Annotated in this window: 17 protein-coding genes; 9 read left to right on the top strand and 8 right to left on the bottom strand. The window is 72.0% G+C overall.

Features of this window, described 5'->3' with window-relative positions:
- Window positions 1-383: 383 nt before the first annotated feature.
- Window positions 384-1,610: a hypothetical protein gene (locus NLX94_RS18875; protein WP_254384119.1), complete on the bottom strand. Its 1,227-nt coding sequence runs from the start codon at window positions 1,608-1,610 to the stop codon at window positions 384-386.
- 260 nt (window positions 1,611-1,870) lie between these two features.
- Here NLX94_RS18875 and NLX94_RS18870 point away from each other — a divergent pair, with 260 nt between their 5' ends.
- Window positions 1,871-2,509, top strand: coding sequence for a hypothetical protein (locus tag NLX94_RS18870; RefSeq protein WP_254384118.1), 639 nt, complete (start codon window positions 1,871-1,873; stop codon window positions 2,507-2,509).
- Window positions 2,510-2,525: 16 nt separating this feature from the next.
- On the opposite strand, the gene NLX94_RS18865 is transcribed toward NLX94_RS18870, so the two are convergent.
- Window positions 2,526-3,206, bottom strand: coding sequence for a TetR/AcrR family transcriptional regulator (locus NLX94_RS18865; protein ID WP_254384117.1), 681 nt, complete (start codon window positions 3,204-3,206; stop codon window positions 2,526-2,528).
- Between the two features lie 148 nt (window positions 3,207-3,354).
- Here NLX94_RS18865 and NLX94_RS18860 point away from each other — a divergent pair, with 148 nt between their 5' ends.
- From NLX94_RS18860 to NLX94_RS18840, 5 genes are all read left to right on the top strand, one after another.
- Window positions 3,355-4,665 carry an MFS transporter gene (locus NLX94_RS18860; protein WP_254384116.1) on the top strand — a complete coding sequence of 437 codons (1,311 nt, stop codon included), beginning with the start codon at window positions 3,355-3,357 and terminating at the stop codon, window positions 4,663-4,665.
- 62 nt (window positions 4,666-4,727) lie between these two features.
- Window positions 4,728-6,509: a glycoside hydrolase family 3 protein gene (locus NLX94_RS18855; protein WP_254384115.1), complete on the top strand. Its 1,782-nt coding sequence runs from the start codon at window positions 4,728-4,730 to the stop codon at window positions 6,507-6,509.
- A gap of 545 nt (window positions 6,510-7,054) precedes the next feature.
- Window positions 7,055-7,795, top strand: coding sequence for a response regulator transcription factor (locus NLX94_RS18850; RefSeq protein ID WP_254384114.1), 741 nt, complete (start codon window positions 7,055-7,057; stop codon window positions 7,793-7,795).
- On the top strand, window positions 7,792-8,886 hold the full coding sequence (locus tag NLX94_RS18845) for a HAMP domain-containing sensor histidine kinase (protein ID WP_254384113.1): 1,095 nt from the start codon (window positions 7,792-7,794) through the stop codon (window positions 8,884-8,886). The genes NLX94_RS18850 and NLX94_RS18845 overlap by 4 nt, the downstream gene beginning before the upstream one ends.
- Before the next feature lie 257 nt (window positions 8,887-9,143).
- Window positions 9,144-13,070 carry a multifunctional oxoglutarate decarboxylase/oxoglutarate dehydrogenase thiamine pyrophosphate-binding subunit/dihydrolipoyllysine-residue succinyltransferase subunit gene (locus NLX94_RS18840; protein ID WP_254384112.1) on the top strand — a complete coding sequence of 1,309 codons (3,927 nt, stop codon included), beginning with the start codon at window positions 9,144-9,146 and terminating at the stop codon, window positions 13,068-13,070.
- A gap of 166 nt (window positions 13,071-13,236) precedes the next feature.
- Here NLX94_RS18840 and NLX94_RS18835 read toward each other — a convergent pair whose 3' ends face one another.
- Window positions 13,237-14,463, bottom strand: a complete 1,227-nt coding sequence (locus NLX94_RS18835) for an HEXXH motif-containing putative peptide modification protein (protein ID WP_254384111.1) — start codon at window positions 14,461-14,463, stop codon at window positions 13,237-13,239.
- A gap of 158 nt (window positions 14,464-14,621) precedes the next feature.
- Here NLX94_RS18835 and NLX94_RS18830 point away from each other — a divergent pair, with 158 nt between their 5' ends.
- Window positions 14,622-14,807 (top strand): DUF6104 family protein, encoded by a 186-nt coding sequence (locus tag NLX94_RS18830; protein WP_010061466.1) that lies wholly within the window; start codon window positions 14,622-14,624, stop codon window positions 14,805-14,807.
- Window positions 14,808-14,897: 90 nt separating this feature from the next.
- Here NLX94_RS18830 and sodN read toward each other — a convergent pair whose 3' ends face one another.
- The gene (gene sodN / locus NLX94_RS18825; protein ID WP_030709803.1) at window positions 14,898-15,293 is read right to left on the bottom strand and encodes a superoxide dismutase, Ni; all 396 of its coding nucleotides are present in this window, start codon (window positions 15,291-15,293) and stop codon (window positions 14,898-14,900) included.
- 193 nt (window positions 15,294-15,486) lie between these two features.
- Between sodN and sodX the strand changes: the two genes are divergently transcribed.
- Window positions 15,487-15,954 carry a nickel-type superoxide dismutase maturation protease gene (gene sodX, locus NLX94_RS18820; protein WP_302169893.1) on the top strand — a complete coding sequence of 156 codons (468 nt, stop codon included), beginning with the start codon at window positions 15,487-15,489 and terminating at the stop codon, window positions 15,952-15,954.
- Here sodX and NLX94_RS18815 read toward each other — a convergent pair.
- On the bottom strand, window positions 15,858-16,487 hold the full coding sequence (locus tag NLX94_RS18815) for a CGNR zinc finger domain-containing protein (protein ID WP_254384110.1): 630 nt from the start codon (window positions 16,485-16,487) through the stop codon (window positions 15,858-15,860). The genes sodX and NLX94_RS18815 overlap by 97 nt on opposite strands.
- 67 nt (window positions 16,488-16,554) lie before the next feature.
- Here NLX94_RS18815 and NLX94_RS18810 point away from each other — a divergent pair, with 67 nt between their 5' ends.
- On the top strand, window positions 16,555-17,340 hold the full coding sequence (locus NLX94_RS18810; RefSeq protein ID WP_254384109.1) for a trans-aconitate 2-methyltransferase: 786 nt from the start codon (window positions 16,555-16,557) through the stop codon (window positions 17,338-17,340).
- A gap of 83 nt (window positions 17,341-17,423) precedes the next feature.
- Here NLX94_RS18810 and NLX94_RS18805 read toward each other — a convergent pair whose 3' ends face one another.
- The 3 genes from NLX94_RS18805 to NLX94_RS18795 form a co-directional block, all read right to left on the bottom strand.
- Entirely contained in the window at window positions 17,424-18,176 is a 753-nt protein-coding gene (locus NLX94_RS18805; RefSeq protein ID WP_254384373.1) for an amino acid ABC transporter ATP-binding protein, read from the bottom strand.
- A gap of 11 nt (window positions 18,177-18,187) precedes the next feature.
- Window positions 18,188-19,138 carry an amino acid ABC transporter permease gene (locus NLX94_RS18800; protein ID WP_254384108.1) on the bottom strand — a complete coding sequence of 317 codons (951 nt, stop codon included), beginning with the start codon at window positions 19,136-19,138 and terminating at the stop codon, window positions 18,188-18,190.
- Window positions 19,139-19,207: 69 nt separating this feature from the next.
- Entirely contained in the window at window positions 19,208-20,155 is a 948-nt protein-coding gene (locus tag NLX94_RS18795; RefSeq protein WP_254384107.1) for an ABC transporter substrate-binding protein, read from the bottom strand.
- Between the last annotated feature and the right edge of the window lie 218 nt (window positions 20,156-20,373).

Here is a 20,373-nt window from a genome sequence, read left to right as displayed (position 1 = left end):
CTGGGGCTCCGCCCGGACCCCCTGGGGCTCCGCCCGGACCCCCTGGGGCTCCGCCCGGACCCCCTGGGGCTCCGCCCCAGACCCCGGTCCTCAAACGCCGGACGGCTAAAAAGACCAACCCCAGCCCGGGGCCGGATGCGGGGGGACGCAGGCGGCCGGGGGGCGGGGACGGGGGCGGGGTGGGGTGTTGGCCGGGACGTAAAGCGTGATTTGTGGCGCTAGAGGGAGCCGCCGGCCTGTCGGAGTTGTGGGTAGGGCGCCTAAATCATGCAGTCCCGGCCAACACCCCACCCCGACCCCGGCACCGCCCCACCCGCAGCCAGCCCCACCCGTGCAGCCGGACCCCAGCCACAACCCAGCCCCGCCGGCGGCAGCGCCCCCGGCTACGGGCAGGCGCCCGGGCGTGCGAAGAGCGCCACCCGCGCGCCCCGCACGGCCGTCACAGAGCACAGCTCGAAGGAGGAGACCAGCGTCTGGCGTTTCACCGCCTCGGCCGGGTAGCCGTCCAGCGGCTGCCCGACCGGGTCCAGGAGGGCGATCACCCGGGTGACGCCCGGGTCCAGCAGGGCCGCCTGGATCTCCTCCGGAGTCCGCTCCACGCCCTGGAGGCTCCGCGAAGCCCCCGGACTGCGGGACAGGGCGACATCCCGCAGCGCCCCGTAGGCCTCCGGCGAGGACAGCAGCCATTCGCGCCGCCGCGACGGCAGAAACAGCACCGCGTCGCCCGGGCGCGACAGGCCACCGACCACCGCCGCCACCGCCCGCGCGTCGTCCTTGCGGCTCTCGGGCGTCCGCAGCCACGCGGACCAGAACCCGGCCGGGACGAGCAGGACCCCGACCAGCGGCCACACCCACCACCCCCGCGCCGTGGCCAGCCGCGCGCCCACCAGCAGGGCGAGGCCGGCGAGGGCGTAGAGGACGTACCGGTCCACGTACCAGGGGTGCACCAGCGAGACCGCCAGCAGCAGCCCCGGCGGCAGCAGCGCCAGGGGCAGGGCGACCCGTACGAGTTCCCGCTCGGCCCCCCGGGCCAGCAGCAGCGAGGCGGCCGCGAGGACCCCGTACGCCGCCCAGTCCTGCCAGCTCGGCCGCCCGAGCCAGCCCAGCTGCTGCTGCGCCTGCCGCGCGCTGACCAGCGCGAGCGGCAGCAGCGCGGCCACCACCGCCCCGGCGGCCAGCCGCCAGCCGCGCGAACGCCGGGCGGCGAACGCGTGCGCGGGCAGCGCCAGTACGGCGAACTCGTGCAGCCAGCACCCCAGCCCGAGCACGACGGCGTAGCCGACCCAGCGCTCGCGCAGCATCAGATACGTGGCCCAGACGACGGCCGCGGCGACGAACGCGTACGAGCGCCCCTCCTGCGCGTACATCTGCACGGGCGGCAGCAGCGCGTACGCGACCCCGGCCAGCAGCGCGACCCGCCCGGCGCGGTCGCCGTGCCGCCCGCCCGCCAGGTGGTGGGCCACCGCGGCCACGCCGGACGCGGCGAGGGCGGTGGCGGCCACCGAGGGGAGGCGGAGGGACCAGAGCCCCGGGTCGGCGCCGGTGACCAGGCTCGTCGCCGCGAAGACCGCGTGCATCAGCAGGTAGTAGAGGCCGTGGACGGCGTCCACCTGACCGAGCAGCGCCCAGAGCTCCCCGAGCGGGCGGTGCGCGACCTGCCACGTGACGGACTCGTCGCGCCACAGGGAGCCGCCGCGCGAGAGGCCCCAGAGGCCGAGTGCGACGGCGGTGAGCGGCGGCAGCCAGCGCCAGGGGGCGAAGCGGCGGATGTCGGCCTCCGAGTGCTATCCGTGCGGGTGGTGCTGACTCCATACTCGGGGTTCGAGCCGGATACCTGCGGGGGTGGGGCGTGCGAGCACGTGATGGGCGAGTGGGCCGGGCGAGGGCGGCCGCGGCGGTGGCCGTGGCGGTGGCCGCGGTGACGGCCCTGGGCGGGTGTTCCGACGACGGGGCCAAAGACGGGGCCTCCGCGACCCCGGACGCGAGCGCGAGTGCGAGCGCGAGCACCGGCACCCCGACCCCCACCAACCCTCCCTCCGGAACGGCGACGGAGGCACCGGGGACTCCCTCCCCCGGTCAGACCCCGAACCCGGGCACCAGTGTCCCCCCGGAGCCCGCGCCGAGTACCTCCGCTCCCGCACCCGCACCCAGCGCCTCGACTCCCGCCGCCGGTGAGACGCTCGTCGCGGTCACCCGCAGCGGGGGCATCGCCGGAAAGACCGCCACCTTGATCATCAAGGGTGACGGATCGTTCCTGCGGCTCAACGCCAAGGCCGAGACCGTCGATCGCGGCAAGCTCTCGGCGGCCGCCCTCACGAAACTGCGCACCGCGCTCCAGAAGGCGGACTTCCCCCGCCTGCCGCGGATCTCGATGCCCAAGCAGCCGGTCTTCGACTCCTTCACGTACGCCTTCCGGCACGGCGGCTACGAGGTCGCCGCGGACCAGACCACGCTGCCGCAGCCCCTGGAGGGGGTCCTGGGCGCCCTGCCGTCCTTCGAGCCCAGCTGAAGCCGAAGCCGAACCCTCACGGCCCCGCCGCGATCTCCCGCAGCCGCCGGTCCAGGTAGTCGCGCAGCAGGACGGCCATGTCCACGCCCTCCGGGTCCAGCACCCACTGGATCTGGAACCCGTCCATCACGGCGATGATCTCCCGGCCGACGGCCTCGCAGTCCGTGTCCGGCCGCACCTCGCCGCGCGCGACCCCCGCCCGGAGCAGGTCGACGCTGTAGCCGAGGACCCGCTCGTAGCGCTGCCGGAAGTAGGCGTGCGCGGGGTGGCCCGGGTTTCCGGACTCGCCGACCAGCGTGTTGTACATCCGTACGAGCCCGGGCCGGCGGGCGTTCTCCTCGGCGAGGGCGACCACCGCGGCGAAGTGCGCGGCGACCCGCGGGACCTCCTCCTCGGGCCCGCTGAAGAGCCGCTCCACGTCGTGCTGCTCGCTCTGCGCGAGGACGGACAGCAGCAGGTCCTCCTTGCCGCGGAAGTGGTGGAGCAGGCCGCCCTGGGTGATCCCGCAGTCGTTGGCGATCCGGGCGAGCGAGGAGGCGTGGAAGCCCCACTGCGCGAAGTGCTCGACCGCGGTGTCGAGGATCTTCTGGCGACGGGCGTCGCCCACCGCGTAGCCGCCCCGGGCGGCCGCCGCCCTGGGGGCCGCCGCCTTGGAAGCCGCCGCCTCGGGGGCCGTTCGGCCCTTGTCCTGTGCCATGCGGACCACCCTAAACCCGACTGTTTCCGGCCATCCGGAGCGAGTGATCCAGCTCACTCCGCGAAAACCTAGTGGGTACATGGTTTTCGCGCCTACGGTGAAACCGCCCGGTCGGTGACGAGGCCGACGCGGAGACGTTGGAGCCCCCATGCCGCTCACGCAGGACCCCGGAAGCACCGCACCCGCTGCCACCGGCGCCACTGACCGACCCGATCCGGCCAGGCCGGACGGCCGACCCGCCGACGCCCCCGCCAAGCTGATCTTCGGCCTGGTCGCCGCCCAGCTCGGCGTCTGCATCGCCGTCTTCACCCCGATCGTCGTGACCCTGGCCCTGCGCGTGGCCCAGATCGTCCCGGAGGCCGAGCGCGGCGCCGCCCTCGGCAAGGTGCTCTCCGTCGGAGCCCTCCTCGCCCTCGTCGGCAACCCTCTCTTCGGCGCCCTCTCCGACCGCACGACCAGCCGGTTCGGCCGCCGCCGCCCCTGGCTCGTGGGCGGCATGGCGGTGGCCGCCGTCGGGCTGACCGTCGTCGGCCTCGGCTCCAGCGTCACCGCGCTGCTCGTCGGCTGGGCCATCGCGCAGCTCGGCTGCAACGCCGCCCTGTGCATGGTCACCGCCTGCATCCCGGATCTGATCCCGGACCACCAGCGCGGCCGCGTCTCCGGCATGGTCGGCATGATGCTGTCCGTCTCGATGGTGGCGGGCAGCTTCCTCGCGCAGCTCTTCACGGACAACATGGCGCTGGCCTTCATCGTCCCGGCCGTCGTCGGCGTCCTCGGGGTGTGCGTCCTGGCCGCCGTGATGCCCGACCGGCCGGCCCGTGCCGAGTCCGTGGCCCCGTACGGCTGGCGGGAGTTCCTGCACAGCTTCTGGGTGAATCCGCGCAAGAACCCCGACTATTCGTGGAACTTCGCGAGCCGTTTCCTGGTGTTCATCGGCATCGCTTGCGTGACCAGCTACCAGGTGTACTTCCTGATGGACCGCCTCGGGGTCGCCGAGGGCGATGTCGCCGCGAAGATGTTCACGACCACCCTCGTCACCGTCGGCGGTGTCGTGGCCGGCTCCCTCGCCGGCGGCTGGCTCTCCGACGCCACCGGCCGCCGCAAGCCCTTCGTGCTCGCGTCCGCCTTCGTCATCGGGGTCGGGCTGCTGCTGATCGCCACCGCGGGCACCTTCGGGATGTTCCTCTTCGCGGTGGCCGTCTTCGGCTTCGGCGAGGGCCTCTACCTCGCGGTCGACGTGGCGCTCGCCGCCGCCGTCCTGCCCGACCCGGAGACCGCCGCCAAGGACATGGGCGTCCTCAACATCGCCAACGCCCTCCCGCAGTCCCTCGTCCCGATGCTCGCGCCGTTCGTCCTGGCCATCGGCGGAGGGGGCAACTACGGCGCCCTCTTCCTCGTCGGCGGCATCGCAGCGGCCGTCGGCGCCGCCCTGGTCCAGCTGATCCGCTCGGTCGAGTAACGCCCCCGCCCGCACCCGCCCCCGCGACCTCCCGCGCGCCCGACCTCCTCAGGAGCCCCGCCATGACCGCCACCCCGAGCACCCCCGGCACCGCCCTCCCCTACCGCGACCCCGCCCTCCCCGTGGACCAGCGCGTCGAGGACCTGCTCTCCCGCATGACCCTGGAGGAGAAGGCCGGCCAGCTCTTCCACTCGATGCTGATGATGAACCCGGACGGCACCCCGGTCACCGAGACCGACGGCTCGATCCTCCCGTTCACCACCCCCGAGCTGATCGAGGGCCGCCACCTCACCCACTTCAACCTGCTCGGCAGCTACGGCGCCCGCGAGATGGCGCTCTGGCAGAACGCCGTCCAGGAGATGGCCGCCGGCACCCGCCTCGGCATCCCGGTGACCCTGTCCACCGACCCCCGGCACTCCTTCACCGACAACGTCGGCGCCTCCTTCAACGCCGGTGCCTTCTCCGCCTGGCCCGAGGCGATCGGCCTCGCCGCGATCGGCGACCCGGAGCTGGTGTTCGAGTTCGCCGACATCATGCGGCGCGAGTACCTCTCCGTCGGCTTCCGCGTGGCACTGCACCCGCAGATCGACCTGGCCACGGAGCCGCGCTGGGCCCGCCAGTCGGGCACCTTCGGCTCGGACGCGAAGCTGACGGGCGAGCTCGTACGGGCCTACGTGCGCGGCCTGCAGGGCGAGACCCTCGGCGCGGCCTCGGTCTCGGCGATGGTCAAGCACTTCCCCGGCGGCGGCCCGCAGAAGGACGGCGAGGACCCGCACTTCGCGCACGGCAAGGAGCAGGTCTACCCGGGCGGCCTGCGCGAGCACCACCTGGAGCCGTTCAAGGCGGCCATCGCGGCCGGCTGCTCGCAGATGATGCCGTACTACGGCCAGCCGATCGGCACCGACTGGGAGGAGGTCGGCTTCGGCTTCAACAAGGGGGTCGTCACCGGCCTGCTCCGCGAGGAGCTCGGCTTCCAGGGCATCGTCTGCACCGACTGGGGCCTGATCACGGACTCGGTGATCTTCGGCGAGGCGCACCCGGCCCGCGCCTGGGGCGTGGAGCACCTGAGCGTCGCCGAGCGGGCGGCCCTGGCGCTGGAGGCGGGCTCGGACCAGTTCGGCGGCGAGCAGTGCCCCGAGGTCGTCGTGGAGCTGGTCCGCTCGGGCCGGATCGCGGAGTCCCGGATCGACGCGTCCGTACGCCGGCTGCTGCGCGAGAAGTTCGTCCTCGGCCTCTTCGAGAACCCGTACGTGGACCCGGACGCGGCGGCCGGGACCGTCGGCCGCGCCGACTTCGCAGCGGCCGGCGCCGCGGCCCAGCGGCGCTCCCTGACGGTGCTCACCAACACCGGGGGGACCCTGCCGGTCTCCGGCCGGCCGAAGCTGTACGTCAAGGACGTGGACGAGGACGTCGCGGCGGCGTACGGGGAGATCGTGTCCGACCCGGCCGCGGCGGACCTGGCGGTGCTGCGGCTGCGCACCCCGCACGAGCCCCGCACGAACATCTTCGAGTCCTTCTTCCACTCGGGTTCGCTGGCCTTCCCCGAGCCGGAACTCACCGGGATCCTGTCCCTCCTGGACGCCGTCCCGACCCTGGTCTGCATCAATCTGGAGCGGGCCGCGGTGATCCCCGAGATCGCGGAGCGGGCGGCCGCGCTGATCGCGGACTACGGGGCGTCGGACGCGGCGCTGCTGGACGTGGCGTTCGGGCGGGCCGCCGCCGAGGGGCGCCTGCCCTTCGAGCTCCCGCGCTCGATGGCGGCCGTCGAGGCCTCCCGGCCCGACGTCCCGAACGACACCGAGAACCCGGTGTTCCCGCACGGCCACGGCCTGACCCTTTCCTGACCCTGGCGGAGCCCGGTGGGCGGGTGCGGGTGGTGTGCCCTGCGGGGCCGTCCCCTACCCGCCCTTCGCCCGTTCCCCGGGCTCCGCCCGGACCCGAAAGACCCGGGCCCGCCCCGGACACCCCGGGCTCTCCCGTTCCCCGGGCACCGCCCGGACCCGAAAGACCCGAGGGCCTACGGGTCCGGGCGGAGCCGTAGGCCCCCGGGGCTCTGCGGTTCCCCGGGCTCCGCCCGGACCCGAAAGACCCGGGCCCGCCCCGGACACCCCGGGCTCTGCCGTTCCCCGGGCTCCGCCCGGATCCGAACGGCCCGGGGCCCCGCCCCGGAGCCCCCGCCTCGAACGCCGGCGGGCTGGATCTTCCAGCCCGTCGGCGTTTCCGTGCGGGCGGCACCGGCCGAAACCAGCCCCGCCGGCGTTTGAGGCGCGGGGGTCCGGGGGCAGAGCCCCCGTGCGGCGGACCCGCGTGCGGAACCCGTCATAGCCGGAGCCGGACCTCTCCTCTACGCTGCACCCCTACCACGACGCGGGATCTTCAGGGGCGGGACATGGAACAGACGCACACCACCCACAACGGCGCCGCGGCCACCCCCGGCGCGCAGCGCCGGGTACTCGTCGTCGAGGACGACCACACCATCGCGGAGGCCATCGCGGCCCGGCTCCGCGCCGAGGGCTTCCAGGTCCAGACGGCCGCGGACGGGCCGGCGGCCGTCGCCGCGGCCGAGAGCTGGCTGCCGGAGCTGCTGGTCCTGGACGTCATGCTGCCGGGCTTCGACGGCCTGGAGGTCTGCCGCCGGGTCCAGGCCCAGCGGCCGGTGCCGGTGCTCATGCTCACCGCCCGGGACGACGAGACCGACATGCTCGTCGGGCTCGGGGTCGGCGCCGACGACTACATGACGAAGCCCTTCTCCATGCGCGAGCTGGCCGCACGGGTCCACGTACTGCTGCGGCGGGTGGAGCGGGCCACGCTGGCCGCGCACGCCCCGCGCGGGGCCACCCTGCGCCTCGGCGATCTGGAGATCGACCACGCGCAGCGCCGGGTCCGGGTGCACACCGAGGACGTGCACCTGACGCCGACGGAGTTCGACCTGCTGGTGTGCCTGGCCGGGACCCCGCGGGCGGTGCTCTCGCGGGAGCAGCTCCTCGCGGAGGTGTGGGACTGGGCCGACGCGTCCGGGACCCGTACGGTCGACAGCCACATCAAGGCGCTGCGCCGGAAGATCGGCGCCGAGCGGATCCGTACGGTCCACGGCGTCGGGTACGCCCTGGAGACCCCGGCGCAGCCGTGAGCGGCTACCGGCCGCCCGGGCAGCGGCCGCCCGGGGGGCTGCGGCCCTTCTCCCCGTTCTCGATCAAGACCAAGCTGGGCACGCTCGTGGTGGTGTCGGTCTTCATCACCACGGGCCTGCTGATGGTGGCCCTGCGCACGGCCACCGAGGTGCGCTTCATCACGGTGTTCTCGGTGATCGCCTCGATGCTGATCACCCAGTTCGTGGCGCACAGCCTGACGGCGCCGCTGGACGACATGACCACCGTGGCCCGGGCGATATCCCACGGGGACTACACGCGCCGGGTGCGCGGGGCGGGGCGCCGCGACGAGCTGGGCGACCTGGCCTCCACCATCAATCTGATGGCGGACGACCTGGAGGCGGTGGACCGGCACCGCAAGGAGCTCGTCGCCAACGTCTCGCACGAGCTGCGCACCCCGATCGCGGCCCTGCGGGCGGTACTGGAGAACGTGGTGGACGGGGTCTCCGCCGCCGATCCGGAGACCATGCGCACGGCCCTGAAGCAGACCGAGCGGCTGGGGCGGCTGGTCGAGACCCTGCTGGACCTCTCCCGCGTGGACAACGGGGTGGTGCCGCTGCGGGCCCGCCGCTTCGAGGTGTGGCCGTACCTGTCGGGGGTGCTGAAGGAATCGGGGCTGGCGGCGGCCGGCCGGCCGGGGCTGTCCTCCGGCTCGGGCGGGCACACCCGCAACGACGTCCACCTCCACCTGGACGTGTCCCCGCCGGACCTGACGGCGTACGCGGACGCCGAGCGGCTGCACCAGGTGGTGGCGAACCTGATCGACAACGCGGTCAAGCACAGCCCCCCGCACGGCCGGGTCACGGTCCAGGCCCGGGCGGGCGACGCGCCCGGGGGTCTGGTGCTCGAAGTGCGGGACGAAGGTCCCGGAATCCCGGAGGCGGAGCGCCACCGGGTCTTCGAGCGGTTCAACCGGGGCAGCGCGAGGGGCGGCGACGGCGGTACGGGGCTGGGTCTGGCCATCGCCCGCTGGGCGGTCGGCCTGCACGGGGGCGACATCGGAGTGGCCGAATCGTCACGGGGCTGCCGGATCCTTGTCACGCTTCCGGGCAGCTCGCAGGCGCCGGGTTGACGTAGGGTTCGAGTGGGAAGGACATGATCTCGGCCACACACGCCGGGGTCCGTCAGGGGTGCGAAGCCAGGGGGCCGCAACCGCGGTGCCTCCTGCCCGAACCACGCTTGTTTCCCGCCATTCCAGGTGGTGAAACCCGCCGTTCGATGTGACCTACGCGACGTAAGTCCCGCCCGGTCTGCATCTCACGGCCCGGGAGGCGTAGCCTTTATTCCCGCTGTCCATACCTTGTGAAGCGGAAGAGGGCGGTTGCCGCCGTGTCGCCACAGTCCCCCAATAACTCGAGCACCACGACCGAAGCAGGAGGGAGCGGGAAGAACCCCGCCCCAGGCTTCGGCGCCAATGAGTGGCTCGTCGACGAGATCTATCAGCAGTACCTCCAGGACCCGAACTCGGTCGACCGGGCCTGGTGGGACTTCTTCGCCGACTACAAGCCGGGGGGCGCTGTCGCTCCGGTGAAGGCGGACAAGCCCACGGACCGGCCCGCTCCCCCCGCCGCGACGACGACGGACGGCGCCTCCGCACAGGCCGCCGCCCCCGTCACCGCCACGGCTCCGCAGGCTTCCGACGCCGCCGCCACAGGGACGGCGAGCCCCGCGCCCGCCGCCGCCGTGGCCGCGGCCACGACGCCCGTGTCAGCACCTGCCCCTGTACCTGCCACCCCCTCTGGTGCCCCTGCTGTGACTGTCACCTCCCAGGCCCCGGCCGCCGCCGCACCGGCTGCCCCCGCCTCCCAGGCCCCGGCTGCGGCCGCGGCCCCCACCGCCTCCGTAGCCCCCCAGAAGGCCGCGCCCGCCACCGAGGCCCCCACGGGCCCCGACCTGGTGACGCTCCGCGGCCCGGCGGCTGCCGTGGTCAAGAACATGAACGCCTCGCTGGAAGTGCCGACGGCCACGTCCGTCCGCGCCGTCCCGGTGAAGCTGCTGTTCGACAACCGCATCGTCATCAACAACCACCTGAAGCGCGCCCGGGGCGGGAAGATCTCCTTCACCCACCTCATCGGCTACGCGATGGTGCAGGCCATCAAGGCCATGCCGTCGATGAACTACTCCTTCGCGGAGAAGGACGGCAAGCCGACGCTGGTCAAGCCGGAGCACATCAACTTCGGCCTCGCGATCGACCTGGTGAAGCCCAACGGCGACCGCCAGCTCGTCGTCGCCGGCATCAAGAAGGCCGAGACCCTCAACTTCTTCGAGTTCTGGCAGGCCTACGAGGACATCGTCCGCCGGGCCCGCATCGGCAAGCTGACGATGGACGACTTCACCGGGGTGACGGTCTCCCTCACCAACCCCGGCGGCCTGGGCACCGTCCACTCCGTGCCCCGCCTGATGCCCGGACAGTCGGTCATCATGGGCGTCGGCTCCATGGACTACCCCGCCGAGTTCCAGGGCACCTCGCAGGACACCCTGAACAAGCTGGGCATCTCCAAGGTCATGACCCTGACCTCGACCTACGACCACCGGGTCATCCAGGGCGCGGCCTCCGGCGAGTTCCTGCGCATCGTCGCGAACATGCTGCTCGGCGAGAGCGGCTTCTACGACGACGTGTTCGAGGCGCTGCGCATCCCGTACGAGCCGGTCCGCTGGCTCCGGGACATCGACGCCTCGCACGACGACGACGTCACGAAGGCCGCCCGCGTCTTCGAGCTGATCCACTCCTACCGGGTCCGCGGCCACGTCATGGCCGACACCGACCCGCTGGAGTACAAGCAGCGCAAGCACCCCGACCTCGACATCACCGAGCACGGCCTCACCCTGTGGGACCTGGAGCGCGAGTTCGCGGTCGGCGGCTTCTCCGGCAAGTCGATGATGAAGCTCCGCGACATCCTCGGCGTGCTGCGCGACTCGTACTGCCGCACCACCGGCGTCGAGTTCATGCACATCCAGGACCCGAAGCAGCGCCGCTGGATCCAGGACCGCATCGAGCGCCCGCACTCCAAGCCGGAGCGCGAGGAGCAGCTGCGGATCCTGCGCCGGCTGAACGCTGCGGAGGCCTTCGAGACCTTCCTGCAGACGAAGTACGTCGGCCAGAAGCGCTTCTCCCTGGAGGGCGGCGAGTCCGTCATCCCGCTGCTCGACGCCGTCATCGACTCGGCCGCCGAGGCCCGCCTCGAAGAGGTCGCGATCGGCATGGCCCACCGCGGCCGCCTGAACGTCCTGGCGAACATCGTCGGCAAGTCGTACGCGCAGATCTTCCGCGAGTTCGAGGGCAACCTCGACCCGAAGTCCATGCACGGCTCCGGCGACGTCAAGTACCACCTGGGCGCCGAGGGCACCTTCACGGGCCTGGACGGGGAGCAGATCAAGGTCTCGCTCGTCGCCAACCCCTCGCACCTGGAGGCGGTGGACCCGGTCCTGGAGGGCGTGGTCCGCGCCAAGCAGGACATCATCAACAAGGGCGGCACGGACTTCACGGTCCTGCCCGTCGCCCTGCACGGCGACGCGGCCTTCGCGGGCCAGGGCGTCGTCGCCGAGACGCTGAACATGTCGCAGCTGCGCGGCTACCGCACCGGCGGCACCGTGCACGTGGTCATCAACAACCAGGTCGGCTTCACCGCCGCCCCGGAGTCCTCGCGTTCCTCGATGTACGCGACCGACGTGGCCCGCATGATCGAGGCGCCGATCTTCCACGTGAACGGCGACGACCCGGAGGCCGTGGTCCGCATCGCGCGCCTGGCCTTCGAGTTCCGTCAGGCGTTCAACAAGGACGTGGTCATCGACCTCATCTGCTACCGCCGCCGCGGTCACAACGAGTCCGACAACCCGGCGTTCACGCAGCCCCTGATGTACGACCTGATCGACAAGAAGCGCTCGGTGCGCAAGCTGTACACCGAGTCCCTCATCGGTCGCGGCGACATCACCCTGGAAGAGGCCGAGCAGGCGCTCCAGGACTTCCAGGGCCAGCTGGAGAAGGTCTTCGCGGAGGTCCGCGAGGCCGCCACGCAGCCCTCGGCCGCCCCGGTGGCGCCCGCCCAGGTCGCGCAGGAGTTCCCGGTCGCCGTGAACACCGCGATCTCCCAGGAGGTCGTCAAGCGCATCGCCGAGGCCCAGGTCAACATCCCCGAGGGCCACACGGTCCACCCGCGCCTGCTGCCGCAGCTGCAGCGCCGCGCGGCGATGATCGACGACGGCACCATCGACTGGGGCATGGGCGAGACCCTGGCCTTCGGCTCGCTGCTGATGGAGGGCACCCCGGTCCGGCTGTCCGGCCAGGACTCCCGCCGCGGCACCTTCGGCCAGCGCCACGCAGTCCTGATCGACCGGGAGACGGGCGAGGACTACACCCCGCTGCTCTACCTGTCCGAGGACCAGGCCCGCTACAACGTCTACGACTCGCTGCTCTCCGAGTACGCGGCCATGGGCTTCGAGTACGGCTACTCGCTGGCCCGCCCGGACGCGCTGGTCCTCTGGGAGGCCCAGTTCGGCGACTTCGTCAACGGCGCGCAGACCGTCGTCGACGAGTTCATCTCCTCGGCCGAGCAGAAGTGGGGCCAGACGTCCGGCGTCACGCTCCTCCTCCCGCACGGGTACGAGGGCCAGGGCCCGGACCACTCCTCCGCTCGCCCGGAGCGCTTCCTGCAGATGTGCGCGCAGGACAACATGACGGTCGCGATGCCGACCCTCCCGTCGAACTACTTCCACCTCCTGCGGTGGCAGGTCCACAACCCGCACCACAAGCCGCTCATCGTCTTCACCCCGAAGTCGATGCTGCGCCTGAAGGCGGCGGCGTCGAAGGCGGAGGAGTTCACGAGCGGTTCGTTCCGCCCGGTCATCGGCGACTCCGCGGTGGACCCGAACGCCGTCCGCAAGGTGGTCTTCTGCGCGGGCAAGGTCTACTACGACCTGGAGGCCGAGCGCGAGAAGCGCGGCATCACGGACACCGCGATCATCCGCATCGAGCGCCTCTACCCCCTCCCGGGTGCGGAGCTCCAGGCGGAGATCGCCAAGTTCCCGAACGCGGCGAAGTACATCTGGGCCCAGGAGGAGCCGGCGAACCAGGGCGCGTGGCCCTTCATCGCGCTCAACCTGATCGACCACCTCGACCTGGCGGTCGGCGCGGACATCCCGGCCGGCGAGCGCCTGCGCCGCATCTCCCGCCCGCACGGCTCGTCCCCGGCGGTCGGCTCGGCCAAGCGCCACCAGGCGGAGCAGCAGCTCCTCCTGAACGAGGTCTTCGAAGCCTAGGCTTCGGATCTCCGGGAAGGCCCGGCTCCCCCAACGGGGAGCCGGGCCTTCCGGCCTTTCCAGCCCGTCCGGCGTTTGAGGAGCGGGGTCCGGGGCGGAGCCCCGGGGAACGGTGGAAGGGCGGGTAGGGGACGGCCCCGCGCAGCGGCACACCCCGCAGCCCGCGTCAGGCGGCGGCGTACGGGGCCAGGTTCGGGTGGGCCTCGCACCAGGCGGCCCGGTCCCGCTCCACCACCGCGCGGGCCACCGCATAGCGGGACCCCGGCGCGGGCACCCCGTCCATGGCCCGCTCGGCCGCGGCCATCGCCCCGACGAACACCCGCCCCCCGGCGGTGAGTTCCGGGCAGGCGTCCAGGACGGGCAGCACCGCCGCCACCTGCGCCCGCACCCGCGCGTGCTGCGCCCACGCCCCCCTGGCCCCGTAGAGCGCCGCGCGCTGCCAGTAGCCCGCCAGTCCGAGATGTGCGTACGCGCCCCTCAGGAGCCCCTCCAGCGGCCGTGGATCGGCCCGCCAGGGTGCCCAGTACCGTGCCGCGCGGTCGGCGGTGTGCAGCGGGAGCCGTTCCGCGAGGGCCGCCAGCTTCCCGTGCTGCACCTCGAACACGAGGGTCGCCGCCAGCGCGGGCGGCGGCTGCGCCCGTGCCAGGACGGAGCCGGGCGCCGCGGGCAGGGTCGCGCCGTAGGACCGGGAGGCGCCGGACAGCGGGACCATGCAGCGCAGCAGCCGCCCGGTCTCCTCGGCGCGGGCGGTGTCGTAGCGCCGCAGCAGGGTGAGCGCCCCGGACCACTGGGTGTCCCAGCGCTTGTGCCCCTTGGGGGTGAGCCGGCGGGCGGCGGGCACCGTGTACGGGGCGCGGTACGGGTCCAGGTCGTCGAGGGCGGTCCGCCCGTCGGGCAGCGCGTGCAGGGCCAGCGCCTCCGGATGGCCGGGGTCCCAGGATCCCTCGGTCAGGGCGATCGGGCCGGGCCGGTCCGGGCGCAGCAGCCCGAGGGTGGGCAGGACGAGGCGTCCGTGCGCGGGCCGCAGCGTGATCTTGAAGCCGATCCCGGCGCGCAGCGCCGCGGCGGCGGCGAGTGCCCCGAGGTGTCCGAGGTCGGCGGGCGGGCCGTGCCGGGTGCGCAGCCGGCGCAGGGTCTCCTCGGCCCAGACCCCGGTGGCCGGATAGTGCACCACCTCGCCCGCCGCACGGGGGTCGCGCCGCCCGGCCTCCTCCAGCAGGGCCCAGCGCTCGGCCGCCTCCCCGGCCCGGGCGCCGGGCAGTTCCGCGAGCTCCCGCAGCAGCCGCAGCCGCCGTGCCCGCCGTACGCCGCGCACCAGCGCGGTCCCCTCGGCGGACGGCTCGGTGGAACCGAGGGCCCTCAGCACGCCGTCGCTCGGCTCGGGGTCATCCATGCGCACCTCCCGCCCCGGACCCTCCATCCCTGCCCTGGGGAGGGGCTCCGCGAACGGCGGAAAGCGGTCAGGTCCGGGCCCGCCGGTCCGGCGGATTATCCTGACGGGACGGGGCACACCCGAACACCCGAACACCCGACCACTGCACGGAGCCCGACTTGTACTTCACCGATCGCGGCATCGAGGAGCTGGAGAAGCGGCGCGGCGAGGAGGAGGTCACCTTCGAGTGGCTCGCCGAGCAGCTGCGCACCTTCGTCGATCTGAACCCGGACTTCGAGGTCCCGGTGGAACGCCTGGCCACCTGGCTGGCCCGCCTGGACGACGAGGACGACGAGGACGAGTAGCCCGCGGCACGGCGAAGGGGCCCGACCGCGGTGCGGTCGGGCCCCTTCGTCATCGTGCCCGGGACGGGGCCGATCAGGCGCAGTGCCTGATCAGGCGGCCTTGGTCTCCCAGAAGATGCGGTCGATCTCGGCGATGAGCTCCAGCGCCTTGGCGCCGGTCGCCGGGTCGTTCGACGCCTTGGCGGCCGAGAGGGCCTTCAGGGTGTCGTTGACCAGGGTGTGGAGCTGCGGGTACTTCTCGAAGTGCGGCGGCTTGAAGTAGTCGCTCCACAGCACGGAGACGTGGTGCTTCGCGAGCTCGGCGCGCTGCTCCTTGATGGTGATGGCGCGCGCGCGGAAGTCGGCGTCGTCGTTGGCCTGGTACTTCTCCTGCACGGCCTTGACGGACTCGGCCTCGATGCGGGCCTGGGCAGGGTCGTACACGCCGCACGGAAGATCGCAGTGGGCGGAGACCTTCGCCTTGGGGGCGAAGAGGCGGGAAAGCATGGAGTTTGTCCTCCTCGTGATCGTCTTCTCAAGGGGGAGATTACTCCGTGAGAAAGACGATTTCGCGGGCGCCCCCGTGCGGTTGGGACAAAAGTCCAGGGGCGCACCCGGACCGGTGACCGAATGTACGGAAGAGTGCGGCAGCATGCGGGAGGCACGAAGAGTGGACGGGCGCGGTCGAGGGAGGTCACGGATGGCGGGGAGCACGCGCTCGCGCGGCGGGGCGCGGGAGTGGGAGTCGCCGTTGAGGCGGATCGGCACCGTGGAGGTGAGCGGCCCCTCGATGGCGCCGACCCTGGAGAACGGGGACCAGGTCCTGGTCCGCTACGGGGCACCCGTGCGGCCGGGCCACGTGGTGGTGCTGCGCCATCCGTTCCAGCAGGACCTGCTGGTCGTCAAACGGGCGGTGGAGCGGCGGCCCGGCGGCTGGTGGGTGCTGGGCGACAACCCGTTCAACGAGACGGGCGACAGCACGGACTACGGCGCGGTCCCCGACGAGCTCGTGCTGGCGACCGCGCTGGTCCGCTTCCGGCCGCGGCCCCGGCCGGAGCACGCGGCGCGGGATCAGCGCTCGCTGAGGGCGTGGCTCTCCTGGGCCGCCTCGGCGCTGCGTCCGCTGCGGGCGGACTCCTCGGCCTCCAGGCGCTTGCGGGCGCGGTAGGCGGCCACGTTGGCGCGCGTGGCGCACCGGTCGGAGCAGTAGCGCCGGGAGCGGTTGGTGGAGGTGTCGAGGTAGGCGTTGCGGCAGGGCGGGGCCTGGCAGAGGCCGAGCCGGTCCGGGCCGTGCTCGGTGAGGTGGAAGGCCAGCCCGAAGCACGCGATGGCGGCGTAGCCGGCGGAGGCGTTGGAGGGGTGGTCGGCGAGGTGGATGTGCCAGTTCGGCCCGCCGTGCTCGCCGATCGTCTCGTGCCCGGACACCTGGGGGCTGACGGGGAACTCCATGAGCAGGGAGTTCAGCAGGTCGACGGCGAGGACGTGGTCTCCGCCGTCGGCTGCCTCGAAGACGGTGCGCAGCCTGCCGCGGACGTTGCGGAAGCGGGTGACGTCGCCGTCCGTGACCCGGCGGGCCATCTGCACGCTGGTGCCGAAGAGGGCGCGGACGGCGTCCACGGAGGTCAGCGAGTCCTTGTTGCGGGCCGGCTCCTCGGTGTTGACCAGGCGCACGGCGTAGTCCGAGTAATGGGCCAGTTCCACTTGTAGTCCTTACGGCTGCGGATTAGTGTCTCGGGTAACGGCTGAGACATGTTCGAGGGTATTACGCATGGAGGATTTCGTGGCGGATACGGCGCGCTCCCACACGGCACCGCCCGACTGGCAGGCCTGGCAGGACAGCTGGGACCGGCAGCAGGAGTGGTACATGCCCGACCGCGAGGAGCGGTTCCGGGTGATGCTGGACATGCTGGAGGCCCTGGCCGGCACGGCCCCCCGGATCCTGGACCTCGCGTGCGGTACGGGAAGTATCACGGACCGCGTCTTCAAGAGGTTCCCGGAATCCACCAGTACGGGAGTCGACCTCGACCCCGCGCTGTTGACGATCGCCCGCGGCCACTTCGCCGGCGACCCCCGCGTCACCTTCGTGACCGCCGACCTCAAGTCCCCCGACTGGCACACCACCCTCCCCCACGGCTCCTACGACGCCATCCTCACGGCCACCGCCCTGCACTGGCTGCCCAGCGAGGAGCTCGCCGTCCTGTACGGGCAGCTCGCGCCCCTGCTGCGCCCCGGCGGGGTGTTCATGAACGCCGACCACATGCCCGACCCCGCCACCCCGCGGATCAACGCCGCCGAGCGCGCCCACCGGCACGCCGGCATGGACCGGGCGAAGGCGGCCGGGGCGCTGGACTGGCGCGAGTGGTGGGAGCTCGCGGCCGCCGACCCGGAGCTCGCCGAGCCCACGAAGGCCCGCTTCGAGATCTACGGGGAGCACGCCGACGGCGACACCCCGCCCGCGTCCTGGCACACGGCCACGCTGCTCGGCGCCGGCTTCGCGGAGGCCCGTACGGTCTGGCGCTCGCCCTCCGACGGGCTGGTGCTGGGCCTGAAGTAGGCCCGGGCCCGCGGCGCGGGCCGCGCATGCGTGAGGGGCGGTACGGGGATCCCGTACCGCCCCTCACGCGTGTGGCTCGGCCGTTACAGCACCTTGGAGAGGAAGGCCTTGGTGCGGTCGTGCTGGGGGTTGCCCAGGACCTCGCGGGGGTGGCCGGATTCGACGACGACGCCGCCGTCCATGAAGACGAGGTTGTCCCCGACTTCGCGGGCGAAGCCCATTTCGTGGGTGACCACGATCATGGTCATGCCGGACTCGGCGAGGTCCCGCATGACGTCCAGGACGTCACCGACGAGTTCCGGGTCGAGGGCGGAGGTCGGCTCGTCGAACAGCATCAGCTTGGGTTCCATCGCGAGCGCACGGGCGATCGCGACGCGCTGCTGCTGGCCGCCGGAGAGCTGGGTGGGGTAGTTCCCGCCCTTGTCGCCGAGTCCGACGCGGTCCAGGAGCTTGACCGCGCGGGCGCGGGCGACGGCTTTGGATTCGCCCTTGACCATGACGGGGGCTTCCATGACGTTCTCCATGGCCGTCATGTGGGGGAAGAGGTTGAAGCGCTGGAAGACCATGCCGATGTCGCGGCGCTGGGCTGCGACCTCGCTGTCCTTCAGCTCGTACAGCTTCCCGGCCTTCTCCTTGTAGCCGACGAGCTGGCCGTCGACGGAGAGGCGGCCTGCGTTGATGCGCTCGAGGTGGTTGATGCAGCGCAGGAAGGTGGACTTGCCGGAGCCGGACGGGCCGACCAGGCAGAACACCTCGCGCGGGGCGACCTCGAGGTCGATGCCCCGCAGGATGTGGGCGGGGCCGTAGGACTTGTGGACGGCCTCGGCCTTGACCATCGGCTGGGCGGTCACTTCGCCACCTCCGTACGGCGGAACATGTTCAGATTCGCCTTCAGCCGCTGGAACGGCGTCGGCGGCAGGGAGCGCAGCGAACCGCGGGCGTAGCGGCGCTCCAGGTAGTACTGGCCGACGCTGAAGACGCTGGTCAGGGCGAGGTACCAGATGGAGGCCACGAACAGCATCTCCATGATCGCCCCGGCGGTGGAGCCGATGTTCGACGAGGCCCGCAACAGCTCCGTGTACTGGACGGCGGAGACCAGCGAGGAGGTCTTCAGCATGTTGATGAACTCGTTGCCCGACGGCGGGATGATCACCCGCATGGCCTGGGGCAGGACCACCCGGCGCATCGTCTGGGTCTGGGTCATGCCCAGCGCGTGCGAGGCCTCGCTCTGGCCCTCGTCGACGGACTGGATGCCCGCGCGGACGATCTCCGCCATGTAGGCGCCCTCGTTCAGGCCGAGCCCCAGGAGGGCGACCATGAACGGGGTCATCAGCTCGACGGTTTCCTGCTTGTAGATCGGTCCCAGGTTCACGTACTGGAAGATCAGCGAGAGGTTGAACCAGACCAGGAGCTGGACGTAGACGGGGGTGCCGCGGAAGAACCAGATGTACAGCCAGGCCACCGTGTTGGTGACCGGGTTCTTCGACAGACGCATCACCGCGAAGAGGATGCCGAGGGCCAGGCCCAGGGCCATCGCGGAGACACTGATGATCACCGTGTTGCCCAGGCCGGACAGGATGGACGGGTCGAAGAGCTTGTCCCCGACCGTCGCCCAGATCACGTTGCCCTGGGAGAAGGCGTACACCAGCCAGCCCAGCAGCACGACGACCACAGCGCCGCTGATCCAGCGGCCGTAATGCCGCACCGGAATTGCCTTGATGGCCTCGTACGGGGTGCCCGAGGCGCCGGGCCCGGCCGGCGGGGTCGCCGCCGGACCCTTGTCGATCTTGTCAGTCACAATGACTGCCCTTCAGTGGAGCTCAGGAACCGGGACCGGCGGGCACGGTCGCCCGCCGGTCCGCACGGGTCACTTGCCTGCGTTGACCGTCGCCGACTGCACGGCGCTGTCCTTGACGTTCCACTTCTCCAGGACCTTGGCGTAGGAGCCGTCCTTGATGATCGCGTCGAGGGCCTGCTTCAGGGCGTCGCGGAGCTGGGTGTTCTCCTTGCTGACGCCGATGCCGAAGAGGCCGACGTCGGACTGCTGGCCCGCGACCTCGAAGTCGTTGCCGCCGCCCGAGGTCTTCGCGGCGTACGCGGCGATCGGGAAGTCGTTGAGGTCGGCCACGGCGCCGCCGGCCTTGACGCGGGTCTGGGCCTCGGCGTCGGTGTCGAAGGCCTCGATGGTGAGCTTCTTGTCACCGCACTTCTCGGCCTGGGCCTTGAAGGTGTCCTCGTACGTGGTGCCGCGCTGGACGGCGACCGTCTTGCCGCACAGGTCGTCGAGGGACTTGATGCCCTGCGGGTTGCCCTTCTTGACCAGGAGCGAGACGCCGGAGGAGAAGTAGTCGACGAAGTCGATCCCCTTGCCGATCTGCTTGCCCTCGTCGTCGAGGCCCTTCTGGCGCTTCTCGTTGTCCGTGATGGAGGACATGATCGCGTCCTGGCGGCCGGTGTAGATCGAGGTGATCAGACCGTCGAAGCTGCCCGAGGTGAACTCGAACTTCACACCGAGCTGCTTGCCGAGGGCCTCGGCGATGTCGGGGTCGACACCGACGATCTTGCCGCCCTCGGTGAACTCCATCGGCGCGTACGCCGCGTCCGTACCGACCTTGATGACACCCGCGTCCTGGATCTTCTTCGGCAGGGCGGAGAAGAGGGGGGCGCTGTTGGACTTCGTGGCGTCCCCGGACCCCTTCTTCTCGGTCTGGTCTCCACAGCCCGTGAGGATCAGGGCGCCGGCGACCGCGATCGCGCCGACCGCGGCGATCCGGGACCGGGCAGCGGTCGTACGGCGGGTGGTGCTTGCGGTCATGAGCTGGTTCCTCCGGCAGGTGGAAAGCATCGATAAGCGGTCGGGCACGCCCCATCGAGTGTCGCGACCTTGTGTGATTAGGGGCATCTTGCCATTCGGACTGAGTCATTCAGGCAGCCCGTCAGGTCAAAATCGGATAACGGCAGCCGCTTCGTACCCAACAGGACTGCGGACAAGGCCCCTCAGAGCCGCACGAACGGTCGTGACCTGCGCCTTTT

The organism is Streptomyces sp. TBY4 (assembly GCF_024213195.1).
In the GTDB taxonomy this organism is placed as follows: domain Bacteria; phylum Actinomycetota; class Actinomycetes; order Streptomycetales; family Streptomycetaceae; genus Streptomyces.
Note: the sequence above shows the minus strand (reverse complement) of the source record. Positions and strands in the feature narration are given on the sequence as shown.

What these genes read in the sequence shown, in the direction of transcription:
- sodN (WP_030709803.1), bottom strand. Translation starts at nt 15,293, where the DNA reads ATGCTTTCCCGCCTCTTCGCCCCCAAGGCGAAGGTCTCCGCCCACTGC.
- NLX94_RS18810 (WP_254384109.1), top strand. Translation starts at nt 16,555, where the DNA reads ATGGAGGATTTCGTGGCGGATACGGCGCGCTCCCACACGGCACCGCCC.
- NLX94_RS18850 (WP_254384114.1), top strand. Translation starts at nt 7,055, where the DNA reads ATGGAACAGACGCACACCACCCACAACGGCGCCGCGGCCACCCCCGGC.
- NLX94_RS18860 (WP_254384116.1), top strand. Translation starts at nt 3,355, where the DNA reads ATGCCGCTCACGCAGGACCCCGGAAGCACCGCACCCGCTGCCACCGGC.
- sodX (WP_302169893.1), top strand. Translation starts at nt 15,487, where the DNA reads ATGGCGGGGAGCACGCGCTCGCGCGGCGGGGCGCGGGAGTGGGAGTCG.
- NLX94_RS18865 (WP_254384117.1), bottom strand. Translation starts at nt 3,206, where the DNA reads ATGGCACAGGACAAGGGCCGAACGGCCCCCGAGGCGGCGGCTTCCAAG.
- NLX94_RS18835 (WP_254384111.1), bottom strand. Translation starts at nt 14,463, where the DNA reads ATGGATGACCCCGAGCCGAGCGACGGCGTGCTGAGGGCCCTCGGTTCC.
- NLX94_RS18805 (WP_254384373.1), bottom strand. Translation starts at nt 18,176, where the DNA reads ATGGTCAAGGCCGAGGCCGTCCACAAGTCCTACGGCCCCGCCCACATC.
- NLX94_RS18855 (WP_254384115.1), top strand. Translation starts at nt 4,728, where the DNA reads ATGACCGCCACCCCGAGCACCCCCGGCACCGCCCTCCCCTACCGCGAC.
- NLX94_RS18795 (WP_254384107.1), bottom strand. Translation starts at nt 20,155, where the DNA reads ATGACCGCAAGCACCACCCGCCGTACGACCGCTGCCCGGTCCCGGATC.